Source organism: Qipengyuania xiapuensis (assembly GCF_019711395.1).
Taxonomy (GTDB): Bacteria; Pseudomonadota; Alphaproteobacteria; order Sphingomonadales; family Sphingomonadaceae; genus Qipengyuania; species Qipengyuania xiapuensis.
Genome location: NZ_JAIGNL010000001.1, coordinates 408,984 through 430,816 on the forward strand (window position 1 = coordinate 408,984; position 21,833 = coordinate 430,816).

Below are 21,833 nucleotides of genomic sequence, written 5' to 3' on the forward strand. Positions count from 1 at the left end.
TCCGGGCCTATGGTTCCGTCCATTGAGAGGGTCGCTCGATGGGAGGAAACCATGAGGAAATCCGACGCTCTCGCAGCCATTGCGCTGCTCGCTCTCGCAACCGGCTGCAGCAAGGTCGAAGAGGCTGATACCGGTACCGCAGACGGTGCCGACGCCGCGACCACTGCCGAACAGACACCGCTCGAAAGCGCACTTTCGGCCGGTCCCGAAGACGTGACGAACAACGCCACGGTGCTCGATGCCGATGGCAATGTCGTGCGCGAGGGCTCGAACGGCTGGACCTGTATCGCCGAGACGCCCGGCATGGGCCCGATGTGCAACGACGCGGTCTGGATGGAAGCGCTGGGAGCGCTGCAGGCTGGCGAGCCCTTCCCGACCGGGAAATTCGGCATGTCCTACATGCTTGCCGGCGAGGGCGGTGCACCGGGCGTCAGCAATCTCGACCCTTCGGCGACCGAGCCGACGGATGACAACATGTGGATCAAGGACGGTCCGCACCTGATGATCATCCTGCCCGACCCGGCGCTCTACGCAGACATGACCAATGACACGTCCGAGCCAGTCTATGTCATGTGGAAGGACACGCCCTACGCACACCTCATGGTCCGGATTTCGCCGGCCGAGGAGTAACCGGTCCTGGCGGCGTCACTCGTTCGCCGCGAGCACCGTGATCGGGACCGCTGTCGTTTCGGCACTGACCCGCGCATGGGTGATCAGGACATGCGTGCCCGGCGCCATTTCGCGCTTCAGCCGTGTCAGCATTCCGTGCGGCATGCGCAGGCGGGACAGTGCTGTCGCGTCGGCCGCGTGCGTGTCGTCCTTGTGATGGCCCGGCAGCGGCACGAGCGACCAGTGCGCTGCTCCTTGCGCATCGACCGTCAGCGTCGCGACCATCGTGGCGCTCGGCGGGCCGGGCAGTTCGACGCGCGAGCGGCCGACCTCAATCCCGTTGCGCAGCACGACCATCTCCTGGTCGGAGGTCGAAATGACCACCGCCAGCGGACCTTCGGTGCCTTCCTCTTCCTCCCACCGGTACGTGGACTGAAGCGGCTGATACCCCTGCGGCAGGCCTTCGACCGTTGCTGGCGAGAGAACTCCTGCCGCGGGGATTTTCACTGGAGCGCCCGCGCGGCCCTGGACGATCACGGTCCCGCCCATAGAGGTCGTGCCGAACAGCTCGTGCGCGAAATTGTAGGGTAGGTGCACGCAGCCATGGCTTTCGGGATAGCCGGGCAGGCCGCCCGCGTGCAGCGCAACCCCGTCCCACGTCAGCCTCTGCTGGAAGGGCATCGGCGCGTTGTTGTAGGTCGAGGAATGGTGGTTGCGATCCTTCTGGAGGATCTTGAACACGCCGGTCGGCGTCTCGTGCCCGGGCTTGCCGGTGGAGACGGTGGAGACTCCGATACGGATCCCGTTGCGATAGATATCCGCGACCTGCCGCGTTAGGTCGACATAGACGACCACCGGGCCATCGGGCGAAATTTCCGGAGCCCAGACCCATTCGCCGGGCTTCAATTCGCTCGCGCGCTGCGCCAGCTCGACGGGCGAGGTGACTTTCGCGCCCTGCGCAAGCGCCGTAAGGGGCGTGCAAGCCAGTGCGATTGCCAATGCCAGTGCCGTACTCCGCATGAAATCCTCCCGCTCTTTGACTTGCGAAGTCTGTCCAAGCGCGAGGTGCGGGTCAATCACCCCAAAGGTGAATTTACGCGCGGTTGGCGGGGAGATGCGGAAAGTGATAAAATAGTCCCGTCAATCCGAGGGTCGCTTTTCCTGACGAGGGGAAGTGCACATGCTCACCATCACCAAGCCATCGGCCAACCGCGTCGACATCGATCTCGACGGCAAGATCGATGCCGACATCATGCGCAGCGCGCTCGACGAACTCATCGCCAAGTCCGAAGGCGTTGAGCACGGGAGGATGCTCTACCGCATCCGCAATTTCGAGCTGCCGACACTGGGCGCCATCGGCGTCGAGTTCAGCCGCCTGCCCAAGCTCTTCGGGCTGCTCGGCGCGTTCGACAAATGCGCAGTGCTGAGCGATTCCGAATGGCTCAGGAACGCGGCAGAGATCGAAGGCGCACTCTTCCCCGGCATCAAGATAAAGGGCTTCAACCTCGACCAGCAGGACGTCGCGGAGGAATGGCTGGCGCTTTAGCCCAATCGCTCAGCGTGCCACTTCACGTGTTCGGCCATGAAGGTCGAGATGAAGTAGTAGGAGTGGTCGTAGCCTTCCTGCATGCGGATCTCGGCGGGGATGCCTGCCTTGGCACAGGCCATCGAGAGGAGGCCGGTCTTGAGCTGTTCCTCGAGGAAATTGTCCGCCGTGCCCTGTTCCACCAGCAGGTTGTCTAGGCGAGCGCCGTTCTCGATCAGCGCGACGGCATCGTATTCGGCCCAGGCCTCGCGGCCCTCGCCCAGATAGCGGGAGAGCGCCTTTTCGCCCCACGGCACCTTTGTCGGCGCGACGATGGGGGCGAAGGCGCTGACCGAGCGGAAGCGGCCCTCGTTGCGCAGGGCGATGGTGAGCGCACCATGGCCGCCCATCGAGTGGCCGGTGATGCCCTGCCGCGCCATGTCTGCGGGGAAGGTCGCCGCGATCACGCCGGGCAGTTCGTCCTCGATATAGCTGCGCATGCGGTAGTGCTTGGACCACGGCTGCTGCGTCGCATCGACATAGAAGCCCGCACCCTTCCCGAAGTCGTATTCGTCAGCAGCGTCTGGCACGTCGTCACCGCGTGGGCTGGTGTCGGGCGCGACGAAGATCACGCCGTGCTCGGCGCATGCCTGCCGGAATTCGCCCTTCTCGGTTACATTGGCGTGAGTGCAGGTGAGGCCCGACAGGTACCACAGCACCGGCAGCTTCGCGCCTTCCTCGTGCGGCGGGACATAGACCGAGAAGGTCATTTCGGTCCCCGTCGCCTCCGAGTGGTGCGAGAGGACGAACTGGTCGCCCCCGAAAGCCTTGTTCTGCGAAAGGTATTCGAGCGTCATTGGGTATCCTGGAAATCAGTCTTGCGCGGGGATGTCCGCGACGAGCGGCGCATGACCCCAATGCTCGAGCAGCCGCAAGGTGTCCGCGCCGGACAGGCCGATGGTCGCGGTATTGCGAAGCGGGTGGACGTTGATGCGCTCAGCCCCGGCAAGACTGCGGTCTAGCACCACGGTGATGCTGCCGGGCTCAGCATTGATCGCGCCCAGCGGCGTGACGGAACCGGGCGTGAGGCCCAAAAGACGCTCCATCGCATCGGGCTTGCCGAAGCTCACGCGCTTGCAGCCGATGGCGGACGGCAGCCCCTTGAGATTCACGCGCATCTCGGCTGGCACGGTGACCAGCCAGAAGTCGCCGCCGGCATCTTTCAGGAACAGGTTCTTGGTATGCTCGCCGGGGATGCTCGCCTTGATCTCGCGGCTTTCCTCGACGGTGAACACGGCCTCGTGTTCGTGATGTTCGAAGGGGATTGCGAGCGCTTCGATATCCGCCCGCAATCCCGCTTCGATGGTGTCGCTCAAGCGGCTCAGCCCAGACGGTGAAGGGCGCAGAGCTTGTTGCCGTCGGGATCGCGCAGATAGGCGAGATACATGCCCGAGCCGGGGCGTTCGCCCGGCGGATCCTCGATTGCCGTACCGCCGGCCTCGACGCCCGCTGCGTGCCATGCGTCAGCCTGTTCGGGAGTCATGGCGAAACCGATCGTGCAGCCATTGCCCGCCGTTGCAGGTTCGCCGTCGATCGGCTTGGTCACGAGGAACGCGCCGTCGTTGTAGAGATACATCAGGCGTCCCTTGTCATCGACGATCGCCTCGCGTCCGCCGATCGCCTTGAAGGTCGCATCGTAGAATTTCTTCGAACGTTCGATGTCGTTCGAACCTACCATCATGTGACTGTACATGGGTCTCTCTCCTTATGCCTCGACCGCCTTGGTCGCAGTTGCTTCATCTCCGGTATTCGGCGCATTTTCCGGGTCCAGCAGCAGGACCTGCACCTCGCCCTTGCGCGCGAATGGCTTGTGCTCCTCTCCCGCCTCGATCAGCAGGAGGTCGCCGGGCAAGAGCGTCTCCGTGCGGTCGCGGAAAAGGATATCGAGCTCGCCGTCCACGCACAGGAATAGCTCGTCATGCGTGTGGCTGTGCCAGTCGAACTCGCCTTCGAGCTTGGCGATGCGGACCTCGTGACCCTCATAGCGCGCGACGATGCGCGGCGCCCAGTGTTCGCTGAAGCCAGCGAACTTCTGGGCAAGGGTCACCTTGGCCGGCATCAGTCGAAGACGACCACGCTGCGGATGCTTTCGCCTGCATGCATCAGGTCGAAGCCCTTGTTGATCTCTTCGAGCTTGAGGACGTGGGTGATCATCGGGTCGATCTCGATCTTCCCGTTCATGTACCAGTCCACGATCTTGGGCACGTCGGTGCGGCCCTTGGCCCCGCCGAAGGCCGTGCCGCGCCAGTTGCGGCCCGTGACCAGCTGGAACGGGCGGGTTTCGATCGTCTTGCCTGCTTCCGCCACACCGATGATGATGCTCGTGCCCCAGCCCTTGTGGCAGCACTCCAGCGCATCGCGCATGACCGCCGTGTTGCCGGTGCAGTCGAAGCTGTAGTCCGCGCCGCCGTCGAGCATTTCGACGAGATGTGCGACCACGTCCGACACTTCCTTCGGATTGACGAAGTCGGTCATGCCGAACTTCTCGCCCCATTCCTTCTTGGAATTGTTGATGTCGACGCCGACGATGCGGTCTGCGCCGGCCATCTTCGCGCCCTGGATCACGTTCAGCCCGATGCCGCCGAGGCCGAAAACCACGACATTGTCGCCCGGCTTCACTTGCGCCGTGTTGACCACCGCGCCCACGCCCGTCGTTACGCCGCAGCCGACGTAGCAGGTGGTGTGGAAGGGTGCGTCCTCGCGGATCTTGGCGACCGCGATCTCGGGCAGGACGGTGTAGTTCGAGAAGGTCGAGCAGCCCATGTAGTGGTAGATCGGCTTGCCCTGATAGCTGAACCGCGTCGTCCCGTCGGGCATCAGTCCCTTGCCCTGCGTTTCGCGGATCGCGCTGCACAGGTTGGTCTTGCCCGAAAGGCACATCTTACACTGGCGGCATTCCGGCGTGTAGAGCGGGATCACGTGGTCGCCCGGCTTGACCGAGGTCACGCCCTTGCCGACTTCGCGCACCACGCCGCAGCCTTCGTGGCCGAGCACGCTTGGGAAGATGCCCTCGCTGTCGAAACCGTCGAGCGTATAGGCATCGGTGTGGCAGATGCCCGTCGCCTTGATCTCGACCAGCACCTCGCCGTCTTTCGGGCCTTCGAGATCGAGTTCGACGATCTCCAGCGGTTTCTTGGCTTCGAATGCGACGGCAGCACGGGTTTTCATCTGAAACGAATCTCCTCTTGGGCGAGTGGGTAGTGAAGCAGGGGGCGCGGGGCAAGTTGCTTGCCGTTCACCTGCATCTCTCTACGATGAGGCGCATGACCAGGCCCCTCATCCTTCTCGCCGCTCTCGTCCTTCCGGCCTCGCTGGCCGCACAGGAAACCGATGCGCCCGTCGATCTCCCCGCGCTCACGCTCGAGCAGCAGACCAACCTGCGCTGCGGTGTCGTCTTCGGGATCGTCGACGGCTACCAGTCCCGCAATGACGAGCGCGCGCTCGCCTATCCCACGATTGCGCCGCGCGGCCGCGAGTTCTTCGTACGGACAACGGCGAAGATCATGGAAGACGAGCGGTTCACGCGGCCCGTGATCGTCAGCCATGTCGGACGGCAGATGGCTTCGCTTGAAACCGATGGCGAGTACGATTTCGAAGCGATCGACGAGATCATGCCCGCCTGCCTGTCCCTGCTCGACGCATCGGGCCTCTGAGCGCTCCGTTCAGCCCGCTTTCAGCGCCCTCCACCTAGGTCTGCGCGAGTCGCAGAAACCCCGGAGGGATCTCCCCATGCGTAAGACCTTGCCTCTCGCCCTTTCGCTGGCCGCACTTGCCGCACCGGCTCCGCTGCTCGCGCAGGATGCCGACCTGCCGTCGCCCGACCTGGCGGAGGAAGAAGCAAAGGCCGAGCTGGCCGAGAAATTCGCCGATCCCGAATACCAGCGCCAGACCGCGCTGATGGTCCGCTCGCTCGCCGAGGTGCTGCTCGACCTTCCGCTCTCCCCGCTGATGGACGCGATGGGACAGGCCGCGGGCGAGGACGCCCCGGAGGTCGCGCCCGGCACGACGCTGCGTTCGATGGCACCCGAGGCCGGACGCATTCCGGAGGAAATCGAGCGAAACCTGCCGCGCGCGATGGAGAGCATGGCCGCTCTGTCCGAAGCCTTCGAGGCGATGAAGCCCGCGCTCGAGGACATGGCCGAGCGCATGAAAGAGGCCGCGCCCGAAACCCCCTAAGGCGCTGTTGCGAAAAAACTTCGCCTACCCCCATTGGACTGGTGGACGCGCGGGTGCAGCTAATGCAATAGCATTGGCCAGCATGTGGCAGCTCCACCAATTCCCTTTGTGTCCCTTCAGCCGGAAACTCCGCCTCGTGATGGCGGAGAAGTCGGTTGCCTACGAGCTCGTGCGCGAGAATCCGTGGGAAGGGCGCGATGCCTTCTGGCAGCTCAATCCGGCAGGCCGCACGCCGGTGCTGCACGATGCCGCGCGCGGTGTGACGCTGTGCGACAGCCAGGCGATCTGCGAATTCCTCGAAGAGACTGTCGAGCGTAACCCGATGATCTCGGGCGGGGCGCGGCAGCGCGCGGAAATCCGCCGCCTAGTCGCGCTGTTCGACGAGAATTTCTATACCGACGTGACCGAGCCCGCGCTTCACGAGAAGATGAAGAAGCGCATCATCCTGCGCCAGCCGCCCGACGGGCAGGTGCTGCGCAACATGGGCCGGATGCTGCACGGCCACCTCGACTATATCGACTGGCTGGTCGACACGCGCCAGTGGCTCGCGGGGCCGCAGCTGAGCCTTGCCGACCTCACCTGCGCGGCGCATCTCTCGGTGGTGGACTATCTCGGCGGGATCGACTGGCGCGGCCACGAGCAGGCGCGCGACTGGTACATGGTCATGAAGAGCCGCCCCAGTTTCCGCCCGCTGCTAAGCGAGAAGATGGACGGCCTGCCCCCGCCGCGGGAATATGCATCGCTGGATTTGTGAGGAGAGTATTCAGCCTCTTGATGTTGGCCGCTGATAGATCAGAAATCTCGCGATCTGGGTTGACCGCATAGCGTTTCTCAGCTGCTGGTCGTTATAGCCATCTCTTTGGCTAAGCCACTCGACAAATTCTTGAGTTCCCTGCGCTTCAATCGGAAAAAGACCCACCGGCTCCTTCTCCATTGAATATAGTAGATACACTACATCAGCGCCCCACGGACCACTGTCGTCTGTAGCGATGACGACTTCCTCCAAATCGGCGAGCGGCAGTTGGTGCACCTCACCTTGACCGTCAGAAGTCGTTATATGGTCTTCAGCAATCTCGACGGACCAATTTTCCAGGGGATGCGGTCTGGAAAGTCCATTTTTGAGCCAAGAGAACATTCCGAAGACATATAATCAGTTTTTCGGTGTGGCTACGGGGACTTGGCTTCATCTTGAATGCTCCGGCGTACGGCACCTCAGTCACCTCTGACAAACCGGACAGAACCACGTGCTGCGCCCGCCCTGCACGATGCGGCGGATCGTGCCGCCGTCCTCGTGGTGGCAGGGCTCGCCCTCGCGGCCGTAGACGTGGAAGCGGGTGGCGAAATAGCCTAGCTCGCCGTCGGGCTGGGCGAAGTCGCGCAATGTGCTGCCGCCGTCGCGGATGGAGCGCTCCAGCACGTCCTTGATCGCAGGTACCAGACGACGAAGCTGCGGCATGGTCACCTTGCCGCCTGCCTTTCGCGGGTGGATGCCTGAATGCCACAGCGCCTCGCAGACATAGATATTGCCGAGGCCCGCCACGATCCGCTGGTCGAGCAGAAGCAGCTTGATCGCCTGCTTGCGTCCGCGTGTCGCCTCGCGCAGGTGCTCGGGCGTGAGGTCGTCGCCCAGCGGCTCCGGCCCCAGCGCGGCGAAGGGTTTCCAGCTGACCAGTTCGCCATTGGTCATCAAATCGACCGAGCCGAAGCGGCGCGGATCGTTGAGCGCGAAGCGGTGTCCCGCAGTCTCGATCACGAGATGGTCATGCTTCTCGTCCACCTCCGGGTCGATCCGCCAGCGCCCGCTCATGCCGAGGTGGAAGACCAAGGCATGGTCGCGGCTGGTATGGATAAGGCCGTATTTCGCCCGGCGCGTCAGATGCGTCACGCTGGCGCCGGTCAGCGCCTGCACAAGGTCGGGCGGGAAGGGGCGGCGCATATCGGGGCGGTTCACGGTCACCCGCGTGATCGTCTCCCCTTCGAGGAACCGCGCAAGGCCGCGCACCGTTGTTTCGACTTCAGGTAATTCGGGCATGAAATACCCTCTAACACCCTTTGCGCTCCGCTCAATTCCCCCTAAGGCCCCACCCTATGAGTGACACCGTTTCCTTCGGCTACGAAGATATCGATGCGAGCGAGAAGACCGGCCGCGTAGGTGAGATCTTTTCGAGCGTTGCCGCCAAGTACGACATCATGAACGACGCGATGAGCGGCGGCATGCATCGTCTTTGGAAGGACCGTTTCGTCAAGCGCGTGAAGCCGCAGCCGGGCGAGCAGATTCTCGACATGGCCGGCGGCACGGGCGACATCGCCTTCCGCATGGCCGAAAAGGGCGCGAGCGTTACCGTCAGCGACATCAATCAGGACATGCTCGACGTCGGCATCGAACGCGCGATGGAGCGCGGGATCGACGGCCTCGTCTGGAGCCGCCAGAACGCCGAGGAACTGGCTTTCTCGAGCCGCACTTTCGATGCCTACACCATCGTGTTCGGCATTCGGAACGTGACCTTCATCGACAAGGCGCTGAAAGAGGCGCACCGCGTGCTCAAGTACGGCGGGCGCTTCTATTGCATGGAATTCAGCCAGACCGACTGGCCCGGCTTCAAGGAAGTCTACGACCTCTATTCGCACCAGCTCATGCCCAAGATCGGCAAGGTAATCGCCAATGACGAGGAGAGCTATCGCTATCTCGCCGAATCGATCCGCCGCTTCCCGAGGCCGCCCGAGTTCGAGGCCATGATCCGCGATGCAGGCTTTGCGAACACGCGGGTCGAGAAAATCCTCGGCGGTGCGGTCAACATCCATTCGGGGTGGAAGGTCTAGCAGGTGGCCAGACCCGCTACGCATATCTGGCGGCTGCTGAAGTGGGGCCGCACGCTCGCGCGCCACGGTGCGCTGCGCGGGATCGAGCGTGATCCCAATACACCGCCGCCGGTCAAGCGGCTGGTGCGGATCGCCCGTTTCGGCACGATCCAGCCGAAGGAGCCCGACTATGCCGGTGCCTTCCGCGAGATCGGCCCGGCGGCGATCAAGCTAGGCCAGACGCTGGCGACGCGGCCGGACCTCGTGGGCGAGGATGCGGCGCGCAACCTGCTGAAGCTGCAGGACGATCTGCCGCCGGTAGGCTTCGACAAGATCAAGCAGAGCATCGAGGCGAGCTTCGAGCAGCCGCTCGAAAGCCTCTATTCCGAATTCGATCCCGAGCCGGTCGGCGCGGCCTCGATCGCGCAGGTCCACCGCGCGGTCACGACCGACGGCAGGAAGGTCGCGGTCAAGGTGCTGCGCCCGGGCGTTCGCGAGCAGTTCGCGCGCGATATCGACACCTATGAATGGGCGGCAGCGCATGTCGAGGCGATGGGCGGCGAAGCTGCGCGCCTGCGCCCGCGGCTGGTGATTGCCAATTTCAAGCGCTGGACCAATCGCGAGCTCGACCTGCGCCGCGAGGCGGCCTCCGCCTCGGAACTGGCCGAGCACATGATCGGCACCGAAGGCTACGAGATCCCCGGCATCGACTGGGACCGCACCAATGGCCGCGTGATGACCGTCGACTGGATCGACGGAATCAAGATCAGCAATACCGAGGCGATCCGCGCCGCCGGCCACGATACGGACGAACTGGCGAGCCGCCTCGTCCTCGCTTTCCTGAAGCAGGCGATCGCCGCCGGCTTCTTCCACGCGGACATGCACCAGGGGAACCTGTTCGTGAAACCGGACGGGACCATCGCCGCGATCGATTTCGGCATCATGGGCCGCATCGACCGGCGCGCGCGCATGTGGCTGGCGGAAATCCTCTACGGGCTGACGACGGGCAACTACAAACGCGTCGCCGAGATCCATTTCGAGGCGCAATACGTGCCGAGCTATCACAACGTCGACGAGTTCGCGACGGCGCTGAGGGCCGTGGGCGAGCCGATGCGCGGCAAGCCGGTGAGCGAGCTTTCGGTCGGCCAGATGCTCGACGGGCTCTTCGCCATCACGCGCGATTTCGACATGCAGACGCAGCCGCATTTGCTGCTGCTGCAGAAGACCATGGTGATGGTCGAAGGCATCGCGACGCAGCTCAATCCCAGCATCAACATGTGGGATACCAGCGCGCCCTATGTGCGCAGCTGGATCCGCGACGAGCTGGGGCCGGAAGCTGCCATCGCCGACCGTATCCGGGAGGATACCGAGACGCTCCTGCGTATCCCCGACCTCGTGCGCCGTATCGAGGACCGCTTCCCGCCCAAGGGCGGCGCGCCCGAACCGCCGCCGCTACCCGAGGTCGAGATCATGTGGGAACGCAAGCAGCGTCGGCAGGAACGTCGCGGCTGGCTCGGCTATGTCGCGGTATTCGCAGCCGGCGGCGCGGCCGCCTGGCTCGCCGTCACGCAGGGGCTGCTGGGCTAGTCCCGTTCCAGGGGAAGGTCCTGATAGCGAGGCCGATTACGATGACGTGGAGCGCTTCCACGGTCATCGGCTGCCACCAGCCATCGTAATCGCCGACCACCAGCAGGTTCACCAGCCGCCCGGAAAAGGCGATCGCAAACAGCGCGAGTGCGGGCCAGAGCACGTCGGAGCGGCGCTTCCACGCGCCGATCCCCATGCTGATGGCCGCCACCCAGAAAAACGCCGCGAAATCGCCGCGCATGGCGGACAATCCCATGGGCGTGGGCGATTGCAGCCCGAAATCGACGCCTGCCGTGGCCGGGTCGACAAAGAAACTCGCACCCAGGGCAAGGTCCAGCAAGGCGCCCAGCGCCAGCAATGCAGCAAGTATGAAATGCACGGCAAATCCCCTCTCGTTACCGTTTTCTCAACCATAGGCTGCCAAGGCTTACCGTCAATTGCGCTCGAACCGGCTTGCCGAAGCCTGCTCGAACGCGCTGGCAATGACGGACAGGGGGCGCTAGCAAGCGCATCGATGACGCAATGGGAATGCACCAGCCGATCCGCGCAGCAGGCGCTGCGCGACATGAAGATAGCGAGGGTTCGCGCGTGAGCGGTCCGAAGATCCTGCTCGTGATCGGTGGCGGTATCGCCGCCTACAAGTCGTGCGAGCTCGTGCGCCTCATCAAGAAGGCGGGCGGCGATGTCACCTGCGTCCTTACCGAGGGCGGCCAGCAGTTCGTCACGCCCATGGCGCTTGCTGCCCTGTCGGAAAACAAGGTCTATACCTCGCTCTTCGACCTCAAGGACGAGGTCGAGATGGGGCATATCCAGCTCTCGCGCAATGCCGACCTCGTGGTCGTCTGCCCGGCGACTGCGGACCTGCTCGCCAAGATGGCGGCGGGCATTGCCGACGATCTCGCGACCACGCTGATTCTCGCCACCGACAAGCCGGTGGTCACCGTTCCTGCGATGAACGTGCGCATGTGGGAGCATTCGGCGACCCAGCGTAACGCCGAATGGCTGCGCCAGGCGGGCGTCACCGTGATGGACCCGGACGAAGGCGCGATGGCTTGCGGCGAATTCGGCCCCGGCCGCCTGCCCGAACCCGCAGCGATCCTGCACAAGATTGCCGAGCAGCTCGATCTCGATATCGACGCTGCCGAACTCGCTCCGCCCGCACCTGCGCTCGCACCGCCCGCCCCGGCCGAAGAGGCCGAGGTCGAGGAGGAGCTCGAGGTCGACGAGGACGAGGACATCGCCCTCGAAGCGCTCGAGCCCGAGGAAGAGGAAGAGCCCAAGAGCGGCCTCGGTAGCCTGCTCTCCGCGATCATTCCGCGCTCGACCGCCAAGCGCACCCACGAGGAGATCGAGGAAGAGTACGAGGAGTTCGACGAGGAGGAAGAAGACCTCGAAGACCTCGAAATGCTCGATGCCGAAGCGCTGGTCGAGGATACCGATTTCAAGCCCGACATGGGCGGCCTGCTGGCGAAGAAGGGCGGCGCTGCCGGCGCTCCCCCGACCGACCGCGAAGCGATCAACCACACGGTTGGCAAGAAGGACAAGCGCGCGGTTGCGCAGCCAATCCCCGAAGAGGTCGAGGTTCTCGAGCCCGAAGAAGCCCTCGAAGCCGATCCGCTGCACGGCCAGGCGATCTTCGACGAAGATCCCGAACACCGCCCGCTTTACGGCAAGCACGTACTGGTCACCGCCGGCCCGACCCGCGAGCCGATCGATCCGGTGCGCTACATCGCCAACCGTTCGAGCGGCAAGCAGGGGTTTGCAATCGCCGCAATGGCCGCTGCCGCTGGTGCCCGGGTCACGCTTATCGCCGGCCCCGTTCACCTGCCGACGCCGATCGGTGTCGACCGGATCGACGTCGAGACGGCAGACGACATGGCCGAGGAAGTGCGCAACGCGCTGCCCGCCGATGCCGCATTCATGGTCGCCGCCGTCGCCGACTGGAAGAGCCGCCATGTCGCAGGCGAGAAGATGAAGAAGCGCGGCAGTGCGCCGCCCGCCCTCATCCTCGCCGAGAACCCCGATATCCTCGCTGCCGTGGCTGCTGGCCGCAAGCGCCCGCATCTCCTCATCGGCTTTGCCGCCGAGACGGAGAACGTGGTCGAGAACGCCAAGTCGAAGCGCAAGCGCAAGGGTGCCGACTGGATCGTGGCCAACAATGTCGCAGGCTCGATCGGCGAAAGCGTGATGGGCGGGGACCTCAACCAGGTCCACATCGTCACCTCGGACGGTGTCGAGAGCCTTGCCGAAATGCCCAAGGAAGAGGTCGCGCGCCAGCTGGTGATGCGCGCCGCAGAAGCGCTCGCAGAGCCGGAGGAAGACCCGCGTGACTAAGCCCGTCGGTGTCCAGATCAAGCGGCTGCCGCACGGCCACGGTCTGGATCTTCCCGCCTATGCCACCGAAGGCTCTGCCGGCATGGACGTGCTCGCGGCGGAAAGCGTCACCATCAAGCCGGGCCAGCGCCACGCCGTGGCCACCGGCCTTTCGGTCGCGATCCCCGAGAACTACGAGATCCAGGTTCGCCCGCGTTCAGGGCTTGCCTTCAAGCACGGTATCACGGTGCCCAACACGCCGGGCACCATCGACAGTGATTATCGCGGCGAGCTGAAGGTCCTTCTGATCAACCACGGGACCGACGATTTCGCGATTGCCCGCGGCGACCGTGTCGCGCAGCTGGTGCTCGCACCGGTTACGCAGGCGAAGTGGGAAGAGGTCGAAGAATTGTCGGAAACAGTTCGCGGCGAAGGCGGTTTCGGCTCGACCGGCGGCCACGCCAAGCTGGCCTAATCGAACAGCCCGACGGCAAGTTCGGCCCAGACCAGCAGGAACAGCGCCAGCATCGCGCCGATGGCGAGCATCCTTGCGCGTTTGCCGAGTGCTGCCTTGAGCGCCATCTCGATGCCGATCCCGACCAGCGCAAGCAATCCGCCCATGATCGCGAAATCGCCCGGACCCCAGTTGACCTCCGCGGTGACCTGCATTGCAATCGCAGGCAGCAGGAGCACGAGCGCGGCGACGGTCCAGTAGATCGCGCGGATCCGTTTGGCGGCCGGTGCGGCAAGGGCGGTCATCATCTCATCTCCCTGAATTGGCGGGCTTTATAGCACACTCGCGGTACTTGCGGGAAGGGCACGAAAAAGGGCGGCCCGATCCATGGCCGCCCTTCCTCGGTGTTCCCCGTCCATGACGATGAACCATAGTGATTAGTCGATCCGGCGGACCTTGTTTTCCTCCTCCGGCTTGACCGAGATGCGCACCGTCTCGCCCGAGTTGCCCGGGAAGTCGGTGAACATGGCCTCGACCAGATTCGGCACGAGGTACTGCAGGCGGTTCGATGTCGACAGGGCCTGCGCCTTGCCTTCGAACAGGCGTTCGCCGGTCGCCGCGCGATCGATCTTCATGTCGATGCCGCTGGTGTAGACGGTGTAGCTGCGCACTTCGGGGCTGCCGAACCACGGATCGTAGAAACCGTAGCCCCACGCCCTGCCGACGCTGCGAGTACGCAGGAGGCGCCCGTCACGCGTGCGGATGTAGCGTGTACGCGGATAATATCCGAACGCCCCGCGATAGCCGTACCAGGGCGAATAGAACGGGTCGTGGAAGCCGGTCGTGCGCACACGCTCGCGGCCATTGTCGACGCCGTAATCGAAACGCACGAGCAGGGTCGCCTCTTCGGGCGTAGCCGCTTCGGCATAGCCCAGGCGTTCCATCTGCGCTTCGACGAGGTCGGCATATTGCGAGAATTCGAGGCCGCCGGCGAGCGCCGGGTCATCGGCGACGACGGCAAAGCTCTCGCCCTGCGGGGCGGGCAGCTGCGTCTGGAAACGCGAGACATCGGCCTTGAACGGCGTGGCACAGGCGGCGAGGCCTGCGAGGATCATCGGTACGGAGGCCAGCTTGAGCTTCTGCCCCCAACCCTTCTTGCGGGTAGTCATGGCATTGGTCCTTATTCATCGCGCAAGCGAACTGCTGCATGCAATTGCGCTTCATACACGAAATTTCCTAACAGTCGCCGCGTGCCGTTTCCCCCGGGCATTCTTCCAGCGAATGATCAGGGGTTTAGCGCCTTGGCCATGAACCGGCTTTGAATGCGCGGATTCACATATGTTGCACTCGTCACGAGGGTTGTCGTGAGGGGGCGGGGCGGGCTAAGGGACCGCCCGATATCCATTCATTTGCGCACGGTAAGAAAACCCATGGCAGGCCATTCCAAGTTCAAGAACATCATGCACCGCAAGGGCGCGCAGGACAAAAAGCGCTCGAACCTGTTTTCCAAGCTCAGCCGCGAAATCACCGTGGCGGCGAAAATGGGCATGCCCGATCCGGACATGAACCCGCGCCTGCGCCTTGCGGTCAACGCCGCCAAGAGCCAGTCGATGCCGAAGGACAATATCCAGCGCGCAATCGACAAAGCCTCGGCCGCAGACGCCGAGAACTACGAGGAAGTCCGTTACGAGGGCTACGGCCCGGGCGGCAGCGCGATCATCGTGGAAGCGCTGACCGACAACCGCAACCGCACTGCCACCGCCGTGCGCACCGCGTTCTCGAAGAACGGCGGCAACCTCGGCACCGAGGGCAGCGTCCAGCACGGCTTCGAACGCCTCGGCTTCATCTTCTACCCGGCTGAAGCGGGCGACGAGGAAAAGGTCCTCGAAGCGGCGATGGAAGCAGGCGCGGAAGACATTTCCTCCTCCGAAGACGGCCACGAGATCTGGACCGCAGCAGACGACCTCCACCAGGTCGCCGGCGACCTCGAAAAGGCGCTGGGCGAAGCGGAAACCGTCAAGCTCGCATGGAAGCCCAACCTCACCGTCGAGATGGACGAGAAGGGTGCGGGCACGCTGCTCAAGCTGATCGACGCGCTCGAAGAGGATGACGACGTCCAGACCGTTTGGGGCAATTACGACATCTCGGACGAAGTGATGGAGAAGGTGGGCGCCTGAGGCTGCCCACGATGAGCCTGCGCGAATGGGTGCTGGCCATCATCCTTGGCGGGGCCTTCCTGCTCGCTATCGCGTGGCGGCTCGGCTGGATGATCGGGCTCGAATAGGAATGGAAGCCTCGTGATCATCCTCGGCCTCGATCCCTCGCTCAGCTGCACCGGCTGGGGCGTGATCCGGGCCGAGGGCTCGCGCATCACGCATATCGCAAACGGGCAGGTGCCGACCGATGCCAAGGCCCCGATGGCGCGGCGGCTGTCGCACCTGCAGACGGCGCTCGAGGCGGTGATCGCCGAGCACAAGCCCGACCGTGCGGCGGCCGAGGAAGTCTTCGTCAACAAGAACCCGCAATCGACGCTGAAGCTCGCGCAGGCGAGAGGTGTGGTGCTGGCCGCATGCGGTGCGGCGGGGCTCGAGGTTTCCGAACATGCCGCACGGCTGGTCAAGAAGGCTGTCGTCGGCACCGGAGGGGCGGACAAGGCGCAGGTGCAGGCCATGCTCAAGGTTCTTCTGCCGGGTGTGAAAATTGCAGGTGCCGATGCGGCTGACGCGCTCGCCGTGGCGATTGCCAGTGCGCACCTGTCCTACACGCCGCAAGGGCGCTAGGCAGCTGTCATGAAGCCGCAGGATCCCGTCTCTAGTACCGATCTTGCGCGATTTATCCGGCCACGCGCTTTTTCGCGCAGGACCGTGTTCCATCCGTTCCAAGCTGTAGGAGGCAGCACTTGACCATCCAGTTCTATGGCATTCCCAATTGCGACACCGTGAAGAAGGCGCGGAAGTGGCTCGATGCGCAGGGCATCGCGTACGACTTCCACGACTACAAGAAGGAAGGCGCTGACGCCGGAAAGCTTGAAAGCTGGTCCGATGCGGCGGGCTGGGAGGCGCTGCTCAACAAGCGCGGCACCACCTTTCGCAAGCTCCCCGACGAGGACAAGGCAGATATCGACCGCGCGAAGGCGGTGCGGCTGATGGTGGAGAACCCGAGCATGATCAAACGCCCGGTGGTCGAACATCAGAATGGTGTGCTGGTCGGTTTTTCGGAAGATGCGTGGAAGGCGGCGCTTCAATAGCCGCTGGTGTCGCCCCAGCCGTTGTGATCGCCGTGGGTGACACTGCGCGCGTTCTCGTTCGCCGCACTCAGGATGTGGCGTTTGATCGTGCCGAAATCATTGCCGGACCCGTAGATAAGGCCCACGACAATGGCCGCACCTAAGAGGAGCTTCTTGAACATGCCCGGGGAAATTACCCGATTCGTCCTCAAGATTTCGTTAATCCTTGCGGTTTTCGGCCCCTCTGCGCCCGTTCTGGCCGAGGACATGCTGGTCATCGCGCATCGCGGTGCGAGCGGCGAGCGGCCCGAGCATACGCTGGCGGCCTACGAGCTGGCGATCGATCAGGGTGCGGATTACGTCGAGCCGGATCTCGTGGTGACCAATGACCTCGTCCTCGTCGCGCGGCACGAGAACGAGCTTTCGGACACGACCGACGTGGGAAGCCGCGAGGAATTTGCCGATCGCCGCCGCAGCAAGACGATCGACGGGCGGCTGGTGAGCGGCTGGTTCGCGGAAGACTTCACGCTTGCCGAATTGCGCACCCTGCGTGCCAAGGAGCGCCTGCCCGGCATGCGCCCCGCCAACACGCGCTATGACGGTCTCTACCAGGTCCCGACCTTTGCCGAGATCGTCCAGCTCGTCCGCGCCAAGGAGGCCGAGACTGGCCGTACCATCGGCCTCTATCCCGAGCTCAAGCATCCCACCTTCCTGCTGCAGGATGCCGGCATCGACAGCGTCGATCTGCTGGTGACCGCTTTGCGCGAGGCGGGGCTCGACGGCGCCGATGCCGCGGTCTTCGTCCAGTGTTTCGAAGTTGGGCCCCTGCGCCGGCTCGACCGGCTGGTCGATGTGAAGCTGGTGCAGCTCGTCAATACGAACGACGGTCCGGCGGACGAGCCTGCCATGCGCTATGGCGACATGGTCTCGTCTTCGGGCCTCGCCGAAATCGCCGACTATGCCGATGCGGTGGGCGTGAACATGAACCTGCTCTTCGGTCCCGAAGGCATACCGAGCGGCCTTGCTTCCGATGCGCAGGAGGCGGGCCTGGCGGTCCACGCCTGGACCCTGCGCAAGGAGAACGCGTACCTCCCGCCCGTGCTACGACGTGGTACGGCGGAGAACGGCACGGGCGATGTGCTCGGCATGGTCACGATCCTGGAGGCACAGGGTATCGACGGCGTCTTCACCGACGATCCGGGGCTCGTGGTCAGCGCGCTCGCGCAGTGACGATGTAATTGAGCGAGAGGTCGTCGGAGAGGTGGAGGCCTCTCATCGGCGAAAAGGCGATGCCGCGCGGCTCGCCCGTTTCGAGGCCGGCTCCTGCGAGAATTTCGGACAGCTCCTCGGGAGTGACGAAGTCCTCCCAGTGATGCGTACCGCGCGGGATGAGGCCGATGCCCTCTGCAGCGCCGATCATCAGCGCGCGGCTGCGAACCGTGCGGTTGGGCGTGGAGAGGACCATCAGCCCGCCGTCTGCAAGCCGCGCCGCCAGTTGCGAGGCGAAGGCCTGCTTGTCGGCAACGTGCTCGATTACCTCCATCGCTGTGACGAGATCGAAAGTGCCGATGTCGTGCGAAGCAAGTTCTCCCGCCATGTAGCGGATGTCGAGGCCACACCGTTCGGCGTGGATCGCCGCGGCCGCGGTGTTCTCGGGCGCTGCATCGACACCGGTCACGTCTGCCCCAAGCCTCGCCAGCGGCTCGCACAACAGGCCCGCACCGCAGCCGACGTCGAGGGCGCTCTTGCCGGCGAGCGGCTTGGCGCTGCGAATGTCGCCCGCCCAGTGCAAATCGATCGCCTCGCGCAGGAATTCGAGCCGGACGGGGTTGAGCTTGTGCAGCATCGCGGAGGAGCCCTTCGGGTCCCACCAGTCCTTCGCCAGCTTGCCGAAATGCGCGGCCTCGTCGGGCCGGATCGTTTGGCCGGCTGAAGTATTGCTTTGACGGCTCGTGGTTGCATCGCTCATGCCGCGTGGCTAGCAGCCAAACCCTGAGCATTCCAGCACGGAGAATTCCTCGCTTGGCACGTATCGTGATGAAATTCGGCGGCACCTCGATGGCGGGGACGGAACGCATTCGGCGCGTCGCCAATATCGTGCGCAAGCAGGCCGCAGGCGGCAACGAGGTCGCGGTGGTGGTCAGCGCCATGGCGGGCGAGACCGACCGGCTGGTCAATTTCTGCCGCGAGGCGAACGCGCTTTACGACCCCGCCGAATACGACGTCGTGGTCGCCAGCGGCGAGCAGGTGACGAGCGGGCTTCTCGCGCTCACGCTGCAGTCGCTTGGCTGCAAGGCGCGCAGCTGGCTCGGCTGGCAGCTTCCCGTCCGCACGGTCGAAGCGCACGCCAAGGCACGCGTCGACAGCATCGACGGAGAAGCGCTGGCCAAGTCGATGGCCGAGGGCGAGATCGCCGTCATTCCAGGATTCCAGGGCGTATCGGAAGATGGCCGCATCACCACGATGGGACGCGGCGGCTCGGACACTTCGGCAGTCGCTGTCGCTGCGGCAGTCAAAGCCGACCGCTGTGACATCTACACCGATGTCGACGGCGTCTACACGACCGACCCTCGGATCGTGGCCAAGGCCCGCAAGCTGAAGGCCGTGACCTACGAAGAAATGCTCGAACTGGCGAGCGTGGGCGCAAAGGTGCTCCAGACCCGCAGCGTGGGCCTGGCAATGAAGGAGGGCGTGCGTGTGCAGGTCCTCTCCAGTTTCGTGGGCGACGATGCCGTCCCCGCGGACGAGCTTCCGGGCACGATGATCGTGTCGGAAGAGGAAATGGACGAATTGGTGGAGAAGGGCGAAGTGGAACGCCAGCACGTAACCGGCATCGCGCATGACAAGAACGAAGCCAAGATCATCCTCACCCGCGTGCCCGACAAGCCCGGCGCGGTGGCGCATATCTTCGAGCCGCTCGCTGCTGCCAGCATCAATGTCGACATGATCATCCAGAACGTCGGCCGCGACAAGGGCGAGACCGACGTGACCTTCACCGTCCCGCAGGCCGACCTCGCACGCGCGCAGGCGCTGCTGGAAGACAAGCGCGAGGACATCGGCTTCAACCGCATCATCACCGACAGCCAGATCGCCAAGATCAGCGTCGTGGGTGTCGGCATGAAGAGCCACGCCGGTGTGGCGGCGACGATGTTCAAGGCGCTCGCCGACCGCGGGATCAACATCCAGGCTATCACCACCTCGGAAATCAAGGTCAGCGTGATGATCGACGAGGACGAAACCGAACTGGCGGTACGCGTTCTGCACACCGCCTATGGCCTCGACGCGGCGGACGAGGCTGCGTGAGCCACACCGCGAAGATCCTCCTTCTCGGCTCGGGTGAACTGGGCCGCGAGTTCGTGATCTCTGCCAAGCGCCTCGGCGCATATGTCATTGCCTGCGATGCCTATGACGATGCGCCCGCCATGCAGGTGGCCGACGCGCGCGAGGTCTTCTCGATGCTGGATGGCGAAAAACTGCGCGAGGCGGCCGAGAAGCACCGTCCCGACTATATCGTGCCCGAGATCGAGGCGATCCGCACCGCCGTGCTCGCCGAGCTCGAGGAGGAAGGCTTCACCGTCGTTCCCTCCGCGCGCGCCGCGCAGCTGACCATGAACCGCGATGCGATCCGCGACCTCGCGGCGCATGAGCTTGGCCTCGTCACTTCGAAATATCGCTATGCCAAGAACCTCGAGGAAGTGCGCGCGGCGGCCGAGCACACCGGGTTCCCCTGCGTGATCAAGCCGGTCATGTCGTCCTCGGGCAAGGGCCAGAGCACGGTGCGCGAAGAAGCGAAGCTCGAGGAAGCGTGGGACTATGCCTGCGCCAACATGCGCGGTGACCGCCAGCGCGTGATCGTCGAGCAGTTCGTCGATTTCGACTACGAGATCACACTCCTTACCGTGCGGCACAAGGGCGGCGTGACTTTCTGCCCGCCGATCGGCCACCGGCAGGAGCGCGGCGATTACCAGGAAAGCTGGCAGCCCACGCCCATGTCGGATGCGGCCATCGCCAAGGCACAGGACATGGCGCGCAAGGTCGTCGACGATCTGGGCGGCTATGGCCTGTTCGGGGTCGAGTTCTTCGTGAAGGGCGAGGAGGTCATCTTCTCGGAACTATCACCGCGCCCGCATGACACCGGCATGGTCACTCTGGTCAGTCAGAACCTCACCGAGTTCGACCTGCATGCGCGTGCCGTCCTCGGGCTTCCGGTGCCTGCCGAATTGCGGGCACGCCCCTCGGCCAGTGCGGTGATCCTCGCCGATCGCGACAGCAAGGCACTGTCCTACGAAGGTCTCGCCGATGCCCTGTCCGAGCCTGGCACCGACCTGCGAATCTTCGCCAAGCCGACCAGTCGCCCCTATCGCCGCATGGGTGTGACGCTCGCGACCGCTGGCGACACCGACGAGGCCCGGAGAAAGGCCCGCGATGCCGCCCACAAGGTGCGCATCGTCTACGGCGACTGACTTACCAGAACAGCCACACGTTCATCAGCCGCCCGGGAAGCGAGAAAGCGACCAGGCCGGGAATGGTCAGCGCGCCCAGATAGAGGCCGACGATTTCCTTGCGATGAGCTGCGAAGTCGCGGCGGCGCGCGGTCGCGACCACCTTGTAGCTCGTCCAGAAGGTCAGCGGGATGAAGAGGTGGATGAAGCTGAACGATCCGCCCGTCTTGATGAAGATCGCGGAAAACGCGGTGGCTACCATCAGCCCGACCCAGATCCGGCCGAGCAGCTTGTGCCGCGAGCCTCCCTTGCGGGCGAGCAGGAGGTAACCGCCCAGCGGGATGGCAGGCAACACGGTCGCCACGTGCAGGAAGATCGCGAAGTGGCGGATGTTCGAATGGTCGGGGGCGATGCCGAGCAGCCCGCGGAACAGGGCAACAAGTGTTGCCGAGGTGAGCCCGATCGCGATCACTGCGACAGCGAGGCGGGTGCGCGGCCCGATGTCGAAACTATTGCCGTTTGCGGGGGATTTTGCAGTCGAGGGAAGTGCGAGAGCGGTCATGAAAAGAAGTCCTGTCGGGTAGCTGGTGCCCCATCGATGCCAGCTGCCCGTTTGCGTTCAACGCAGCTTTCGCGGGCAGG

At 64.3% G+C, this 21,833-nt stretch carries 29 protein-coding genes; 15 read left to right on the forward strand and 14 right to left on the reverse strand.

All coding sequences use genetic code 11. The features are described from left to right. Nucleotides 1-51: 51 nt before the first annotated feature. Nucleotides 52-630, forward strand: a complete 579-nt coding sequence (locus K3163_RS02065; RefSeq protein WP_221551598.1) for a hypothetical protein — start codon at nucleotides 52-54, stop codon at nucleotides 628-630. A gap of 15 nt (nucleotides 631-645) precedes the next feature. Here K3163_RS02065 and K3163_RS02070 read toward each other — a convergent pair whose 3' ends face one another. After that, nucleotides 646-1,629, reverse strand: coding sequence for a L,D-transpeptidase family protein (locus tag K3163_RS02070; protein ID WP_221551601.1), 984 nt, complete (start codon nucleotides 1,627-1,629; stop codon nucleotides 646-648). A 160-nt stretch (nucleotides 1,630-1,789) separates the two neighbouring features. Between K3163_RS02070 and K3163_RS02075 the strand changes: the two genes are divergently transcribed. Beyond that, complete coding sequence (locus K3163_RS02075; RefSeq protein ID WP_221551603.1) at nucleotides 1,790-2,155, forward strand: SpoIIAA family protein; 366 nt, start codon at nucleotides 1,790-1,792, stop codon at nucleotides 2,153-2,155. On the opposite strand, the gene fghA is transcribed toward K3163_RS02075, so the two are convergent. The 5 genes from fghA to K3163_RS02100 are packed head-to-tail and all read right to left on the reverse strand — an operon-like array spanning nucleotide 2,152 to nucleotide 5,362. Further along, nucleotides 2,152-2,991 (reverse strand): S-formylglutathione hydrolase, encoded by an 840-nt coding sequence (gene fghA / locus K3163_RS02080; RefSeq protein ID WP_221551605.1) that lies wholly within the window; start codon nucleotides 2,989-2,991, stop codon nucleotides 2,152-2,154. The genes K3163_RS02075 and fghA overlap by 4 nt on opposite strands. A gap of 15 nt (nucleotides 2,992-3,006) precedes the next feature. Beyond that, nucleotides 3,007-3,510 (reverse strand): prolyl-tRNA synthetase associated domain-containing protein, encoded by a 504-nt coding sequence (locus K3163_RS02085; protein ID WP_221551607.1) that lies wholly within the window; start codon nucleotides 3,508-3,510, stop codon nucleotides 3,007-3,009. Between the two features lie 5 nt (nucleotides 3,511-3,515). Next, nucleotides 3,516-3,887: a VOC family protein gene (locus K3163_RS02090; RefSeq protein WP_221427015.1), complete on the reverse strand. Its 372-nt coding sequence runs from the start codon at nucleotides 3,885-3,887 to the stop codon at nucleotides 3,516-3,518. Between the two features lie 12 nt (nucleotides 3,888-3,899). Continuing rightward, nucleotides 3,900-4,253 (reverse strand): cupin domain-containing protein, encoded by a 354-nt coding sequence (locus tag K3163_RS02095; protein WP_221427014.1) that lies wholly within the window; start codon nucleotides 4,251-4,253, stop codon nucleotides 3,900-3,902. Further along, the gene (locus K3163_RS02100) at nucleotides 4,253-5,362 is read right to left on the reverse strand and encodes an S-(hydroxymethyl)glutathione dehydrogenase/class III alcohol dehydrogenase (protein WP_221427013.1); all 1,110 of its coding nucleotides are present in this window, start codon (nucleotides 5,360-5,362) and stop codon (nucleotides 4,253-4,255) included. Before K3163_RS02100 ends, K3163_RS02095 begins: the two co-directional genes overlap by 1 nt. A 95-nt stretch (nucleotides 5,363-5,457) precedes the next feature. Here K3163_RS02100 and K3163_RS02105 point away from each other — a divergent pair, with 95 nt between their 5' ends. The 3 genes from K3163_RS02105 to K3163_RS02115 all read left to right on the forward strand — a co-directional run bounded on the left by K3163_RS02105 (nucleotide 5,458) and on the right by K3163_RS02115 (nucleotide 7,124). Then, on the forward strand, nucleotides 5,458-5,847 hold the full coding sequence (locus tag K3163_RS02105) for a hypothetical protein (protein ID WP_221427012.1): 390 nt from the start codon (nucleotides 5,458-5,460) through the stop codon (nucleotides 5,845-5,847). Nucleotides 5,848-5,923: 76 nt separating this feature from the next. Further along, a complete protein-coding gene (locus tag K3163_RS02110) occupies nucleotides 5,924-6,370 on the forward strand; it encodes a hypothetical protein (RefSeq protein WP_221551610.1) in 447 nt (148 codons plus the stop codon). Nucleotides 6,371-6,452: 82 nt separating this feature from the next. Next, nucleotides 6,453-7,124 (forward strand): glutathione S-transferase family protein, encoded by a 672-nt coding sequence (locus K3163_RS02115; protein WP_221427010.1) that lies wholly within the window; start codon nucleotides 6,453-6,455, stop codon nucleotides 7,122-7,124. A 9-nt stretch (nucleotides 7,125-7,133) separates the two neighbouring features. Here K3163_RS02115 and K3163_RS02120 read toward each other — a convergent pair whose 3' ends face one another. Then, on the reverse strand, nucleotides 7,134-7,505 hold the full coding sequence (locus tag K3163_RS02120) for a hypothetical protein (protein ID WP_221551612.1): 372 nt from the start codon (nucleotides 7,503-7,505) through the stop codon (nucleotides 7,134-7,136). Between the two features lie 81 nt (nucleotides 7,506-7,586). After that, entirely contained in the window at nucleotides 7,587-8,402 is an 816-nt protein-coding gene (gene mutM, locus K3163_RS02125) for a bifunctional DNA-formamidopyrimidine glycosylase/DNA-(apurinic or apyrimidinic site) lyase (protein WP_221551614.1), read from the reverse strand. A 56-nt stretch (nucleotides 8,403-8,458) separates the two neighbouring features. Here mutM and K3163_RS02130 point away from each other — a divergent pair, with 56 nt between their 5' ends. Continuing rightward, on the forward strand, nucleotides 8,459-9,190 hold the full coding sequence (locus K3163_RS02130; RefSeq protein WP_221551616.1) for a class I SAM-dependent methyltransferase: 732 nt from the start codon (nucleotides 8,459-8,461) through the stop codon (nucleotides 9,188-9,190). A gap of 3 nt (nucleotides 9,191-9,193) precedes the next feature. After that, nucleotides 9,194-10,756, forward strand: a complete 1,563-nt coding sequence (gene ubiB, locus K3163_RS02135) for a 2-polyprenylphenol 6-hydroxylase (protein ID WP_221551618.1) — start codon at nucleotides 9,194-9,196, stop codon at nucleotides 10,754-10,756. Here the strand turns inward: ubiB and K3163_RS02140 are convergent. Continuing rightward, nucleotides 10,734-11,135: a hypothetical protein gene (locus K3163_RS02140; RefSeq protein WP_221551620.1), complete on the reverse strand. Its 402-nt coding sequence runs from the start codon at nucleotides 11,133-11,135 to the stop codon at nucleotides 10,734-10,736. The two genes, ubiB and K3163_RS02140, sit on opposite strands and share 23 nt — an antisense overlap. A 143-nt stretch (nucleotides 11,136-11,278) precedes the next feature. On the opposite strand from K3163_RS02140, the gene K3163_RS02145 reads away from it, so the two are divergent. Then, nucleotides 11,279-13,090, forward strand: coding sequence for a bifunctional phosphopantothenoylcysteine decarboxylase/phosphopantothenate synthase (locus K3163_RS02145; RefSeq protein ID WP_221551630.1), 1,812 nt, complete (start codon nucleotides 11,279-11,281; stop codon nucleotides 13,088-13,090). Then, nucleotides 13,083-13,544, forward strand: coding sequence for a dUTP diphosphatase (dut, locus tag K3163_RS02150; protein ID WP_221551632.1), 462 nt, complete (start codon nucleotides 13,083-13,085; stop codon nucleotides 13,542-13,544). The genes K3163_RS02145 and dut overlap by 8 nt, the downstream gene beginning before the upstream one ends. On the opposite strand, the gene K3163_RS02155 is transcribed toward dut, so the two are convergent. Next, a complete protein-coding gene (locus K3163_RS02155) occupies nucleotides 13,541-13,831 on the reverse strand; it encodes a hypothetical protein (protein WP_221551634.1) in 291 nt (96 codons plus the stop codon). The genes dut and K3163_RS02155 overlap by 4 nt on opposite strands. A gap of 129 nt (nucleotides 13,832-13,960) precedes the next feature. Beyond that, nucleotides 13,961-14,692 (reverse strand): DUF4136 domain-containing protein, encoded by a 732-nt coding sequence (locus K3163_RS02160; RefSeq protein WP_247710024.1) that lies wholly within the window; start codon nucleotides 14,690-14,692, stop codon nucleotides 13,961-13,963. A 261-nt stretch (nucleotides 14,693-14,953) separates the two neighbouring features. On the opposite strand from K3163_RS02160, the gene K3163_RS02165 reads away from it, so the two are divergent. From K3163_RS02165 to K3163_RS02175, 3 genes are all read left to right on the forward strand, one after another. Continuing rightward, on the forward strand, nucleotides 14,954-15,700 hold the full coding sequence (locus K3163_RS02165) for a YebC/PmpR family DNA-binding transcriptional regulator (protein WP_221427002.1): 747 nt from the start codon (nucleotides 14,954-14,956) through the stop codon (nucleotides 15,698-15,700). Nucleotides 15,701-15,820: 120 nt separating this feature from the next. After that, on the forward strand, nucleotides 15,821-16,303 hold the full coding sequence (ruvC, locus tag K3163_RS02170; protein WP_221551636.1) for a crossover junction endodeoxyribonuclease RuvC: 483 nt from the start codon (nucleotides 15,821-15,823) through the stop codon (nucleotides 16,301-16,303). Between the two features lie 119 nt (nucleotides 16,304-16,422). Then, nucleotides 16,423-16,770: an ArsC family reductase gene (locus K3163_RS02175; protein ID WP_221551638.1), complete on the forward strand. Its 348-nt coding sequence runs from the start codon at nucleotides 16,423-16,425 to the stop codon at nucleotides 16,768-16,770. Here K3163_RS02175 and K3163_RS02180 read toward each other — a convergent pair. Next, on the reverse strand, nucleotides 16,764-16,931 hold the full coding sequence (locus K3163_RS02180; RefSeq protein WP_221551641.1) for a hypothetical protein: 168 nt from the start codon (nucleotides 16,929-16,931) through the stop codon (nucleotides 16,764-16,766). The two genes, K3163_RS02175 and K3163_RS02180, sit on opposite strands and share 7 nt — an antisense overlap. Between K3163_RS02180 and K3163_RS02185 the strand changes: the two genes are divergently transcribed. Further along, entirely contained in the window at nucleotides 16,930-17,979 is a 1,050-nt protein-coding gene (locus tag K3163_RS02185) for a glycerophosphodiester phosphodiesterase family protein (protein ID WP_221551651.1), read from the forward strand. The two genes, K3163_RS02180 and K3163_RS02185, sit on opposite strands and share 2 nt — an antisense overlap. Here K3163_RS02185 and ubiG read toward each other — a convergent pair. After that, nucleotides 17,960-18,718 carry a bifunctional 2-polyprenyl-6-hydroxyphenol methylase/3-demethylubiquinol 3-O-methyltransferase UbiG gene (gene ubiG, locus K3163_RS02190; protein WP_221551654.1) on the reverse strand — a complete coding sequence of 253 codons (759 nt, stop codon included), beginning with the start codon at nucleotides 18,716-18,718 and terminating at the stop codon, nucleotides 17,960-17,962. The genes K3163_RS02185 and ubiG overlap by 20 nt on opposite strands. 53 nt (nucleotides 18,719-18,771) lie before the next feature. Between ubiG and K3163_RS02195 the strand changes: the two genes are divergently transcribed. Both K3163_RS02195 and purT read left to right on the forward strand, forming a co-directional pair. Further along, on the forward strand, nucleotides 18,772-20,052 hold the full coding sequence (locus K3163_RS02195) for an aspartate kinase (RefSeq protein WP_244921429.1): 1,281 nt from the start codon (nucleotides 18,772-18,774) through the stop codon (nucleotides 20,050-20,052). Continuing rightward, on the forward strand, nucleotides 20,049-21,212 hold the full coding sequence (purT, locus tag K3163_RS02200; protein WP_221551656.1) for a formate-dependent phosphoribosylglycinamide formyltransferase: 1,164 nt from the start codon (nucleotides 20,049-20,051) through the stop codon (nucleotides 21,210-21,212). The genes K3163_RS02195 and purT overlap by 4 nt, the downstream gene beginning before the upstream one ends. Before the next feature lies 1 nt (nucleotide 21,213). Here the strand turns inward: purT and K3163_RS02205 are convergent, their stop codons facing one another. Further along, nucleotides 21,214-21,753: a DUF2306 domain-containing protein gene (locus tag K3163_RS02205; protein WP_221551666.1), complete on the reverse strand. Its 540-nt coding sequence runs from the start codon at nucleotides 21,751-21,753 to the stop codon at nucleotides 21,214-21,216. Nucleotides 21,754-21,833: the final 80 nt, after the last annotated feature.

Excerpts from the sequence above, each read along its gene's own strand:
- K3163_RS02070 (WP_221551601.1), bottom strand. The coding sequence starts at position 1,629 with ATGCGGAGTACGGCACTGGCATTGGCAATCGCACTGGCTTGCACGCCC.
- K3163_RS02115 (WP_221427010.1), top strand. The coding sequence starts at position 6,453 with ATGTGGCAGCTCCACCAATTCCCTTTGTGTCCCTTCAGCCGGAAACTC.
- K3163_RS02110 (WP_221551610.1), top strand. The coding sequence starts at position 5,924 with ATGCGTAAGACCTTGCCTCTCGCCCTTTCGCTGGCCGCACTTGCCGCA.
- mutM (WP_221551614.1), bottom strand. The coding sequence starts at position 8,402 with ATGCCCGAATTACCTGAAGTCGAAACAACGGTGCGCGGCCTTGCGCGG.
- K3163_RS02160 (WP_247710024.1), bottom strand. The coding sequence starts at position 14,692 with ATGACTACCCGCAAGAAGGGTTGGGGGCAGAAGCTCAAGCTGGCCTCC.
- K3163_RS02065 (WP_221551598.1), top strand. The coding sequence starts at position 52 with ATGAGGAAATCCGACGCTCTCGCAGCCATTGCGCTGCTCGCTCTCGCA.
- K3163_RS02105 (WP_221427012.1), top strand. The coding sequence starts at position 5,458 with ATGACCAGGCCCCTCATCCTTCTCGCCGCTCTCGTCCTTCCGGCCTCG.
- K3163_RS02145 (WP_221551630.1), top strand. The coding sequence starts at position 11,279 with ATGGGAATGCACCAGCCGATCCGCGCAGCAGGCGCTGCGCGACATGAA.
- K3163_RS02095 (WP_221427014.1), bottom strand. The coding sequence starts at position 4,253 with ATGCCGGCCAAGGTGACCCTTGCCCAGAAGTTCGCTGGCTTCAGCGAA.
- K3163_RS02185 (WP_221551651.1), top strand. The coding sequence starts at position 16,930 with ATGCCCGGGGAAATTACCCGATTCGTCCTCAAGATTTCGTTAATCCTT.
- K3163_RS02075 (WP_221551603.1), top strand. The coding sequence starts at position 1,790 with ATGCTCACCATCACCAAGCCATCGGCCAACCGCGTCGACATCGATCTC.
- K3163_RS02180 (WP_221551641.1), bottom strand. The coding sequence starts at position 16,931 with ATGTTCAAGAAGCTCCTCTTAGGTGCGGCCATTGTCGTGGGCCTTATC.
- K3163_RS02205 (WP_221551666.1), bottom strand. The coding sequence starts at position 21,753 with ATGACCGCTCTCGCACTTCCCTCGACTGCAAAATCCCCCGCAAACGGC.
- K3163_RS02155 (WP_221551634.1), bottom strand. The coding sequence starts at position 13,831 with ATGATGACCGCCCTTGCCGCACCGGCCGCCAAACGGATCCGCGCGATC.
- K3163_RS02090 (WP_221427015.1), bottom strand. The coding sequence starts at position 3,887 with ATGTACAGTCACATGATGGTAGGTTCGAACGACATCGAACGTTCGAAG.
- fghA (WP_221551605.1), bottom strand. The coding sequence starts at position 2,991 with ATGACGCTCGAATACCTTTCGCAGAACAAGGCTTTCGGGGGCGACCAG.
- K3163_RS02130 (WP_221551616.1), top strand. The coding sequence starts at position 8,459 with ATGAGTGACACCGTTTCCTTCGGCTACGAAGATATCGATGCGAGCGAG.
- ubiG (WP_221551654.1), bottom strand. The coding sequence starts at position 18,718 with ATGAGCGATGCAACCACGAGCCGTCAAAGCAATACTTCAGCCGGCCAA.
- K3163_RS02120 (WP_221551612.1), bottom strand. The coding sequence starts at position 7,505 with ATGTTCTCTTGGCTCAAAAATGGACTTTCCAGACCGCATCCCCTGGAA.
- K3163_RS02100 (WP_221427013.1), bottom strand. The coding sequence starts at position 5,362 with ATGAAAACCCGTGCTGCCGTCGCATTCGAAGCCAAGAAACCGCTGGAG.
- K3163_RS02165 (WP_221427002.1), top strand. The coding sequence starts at position 14,954 with ATGGCAGGCCATTCCAAGTTCAAGAACATCATGCACCGCAAGGGCGCG.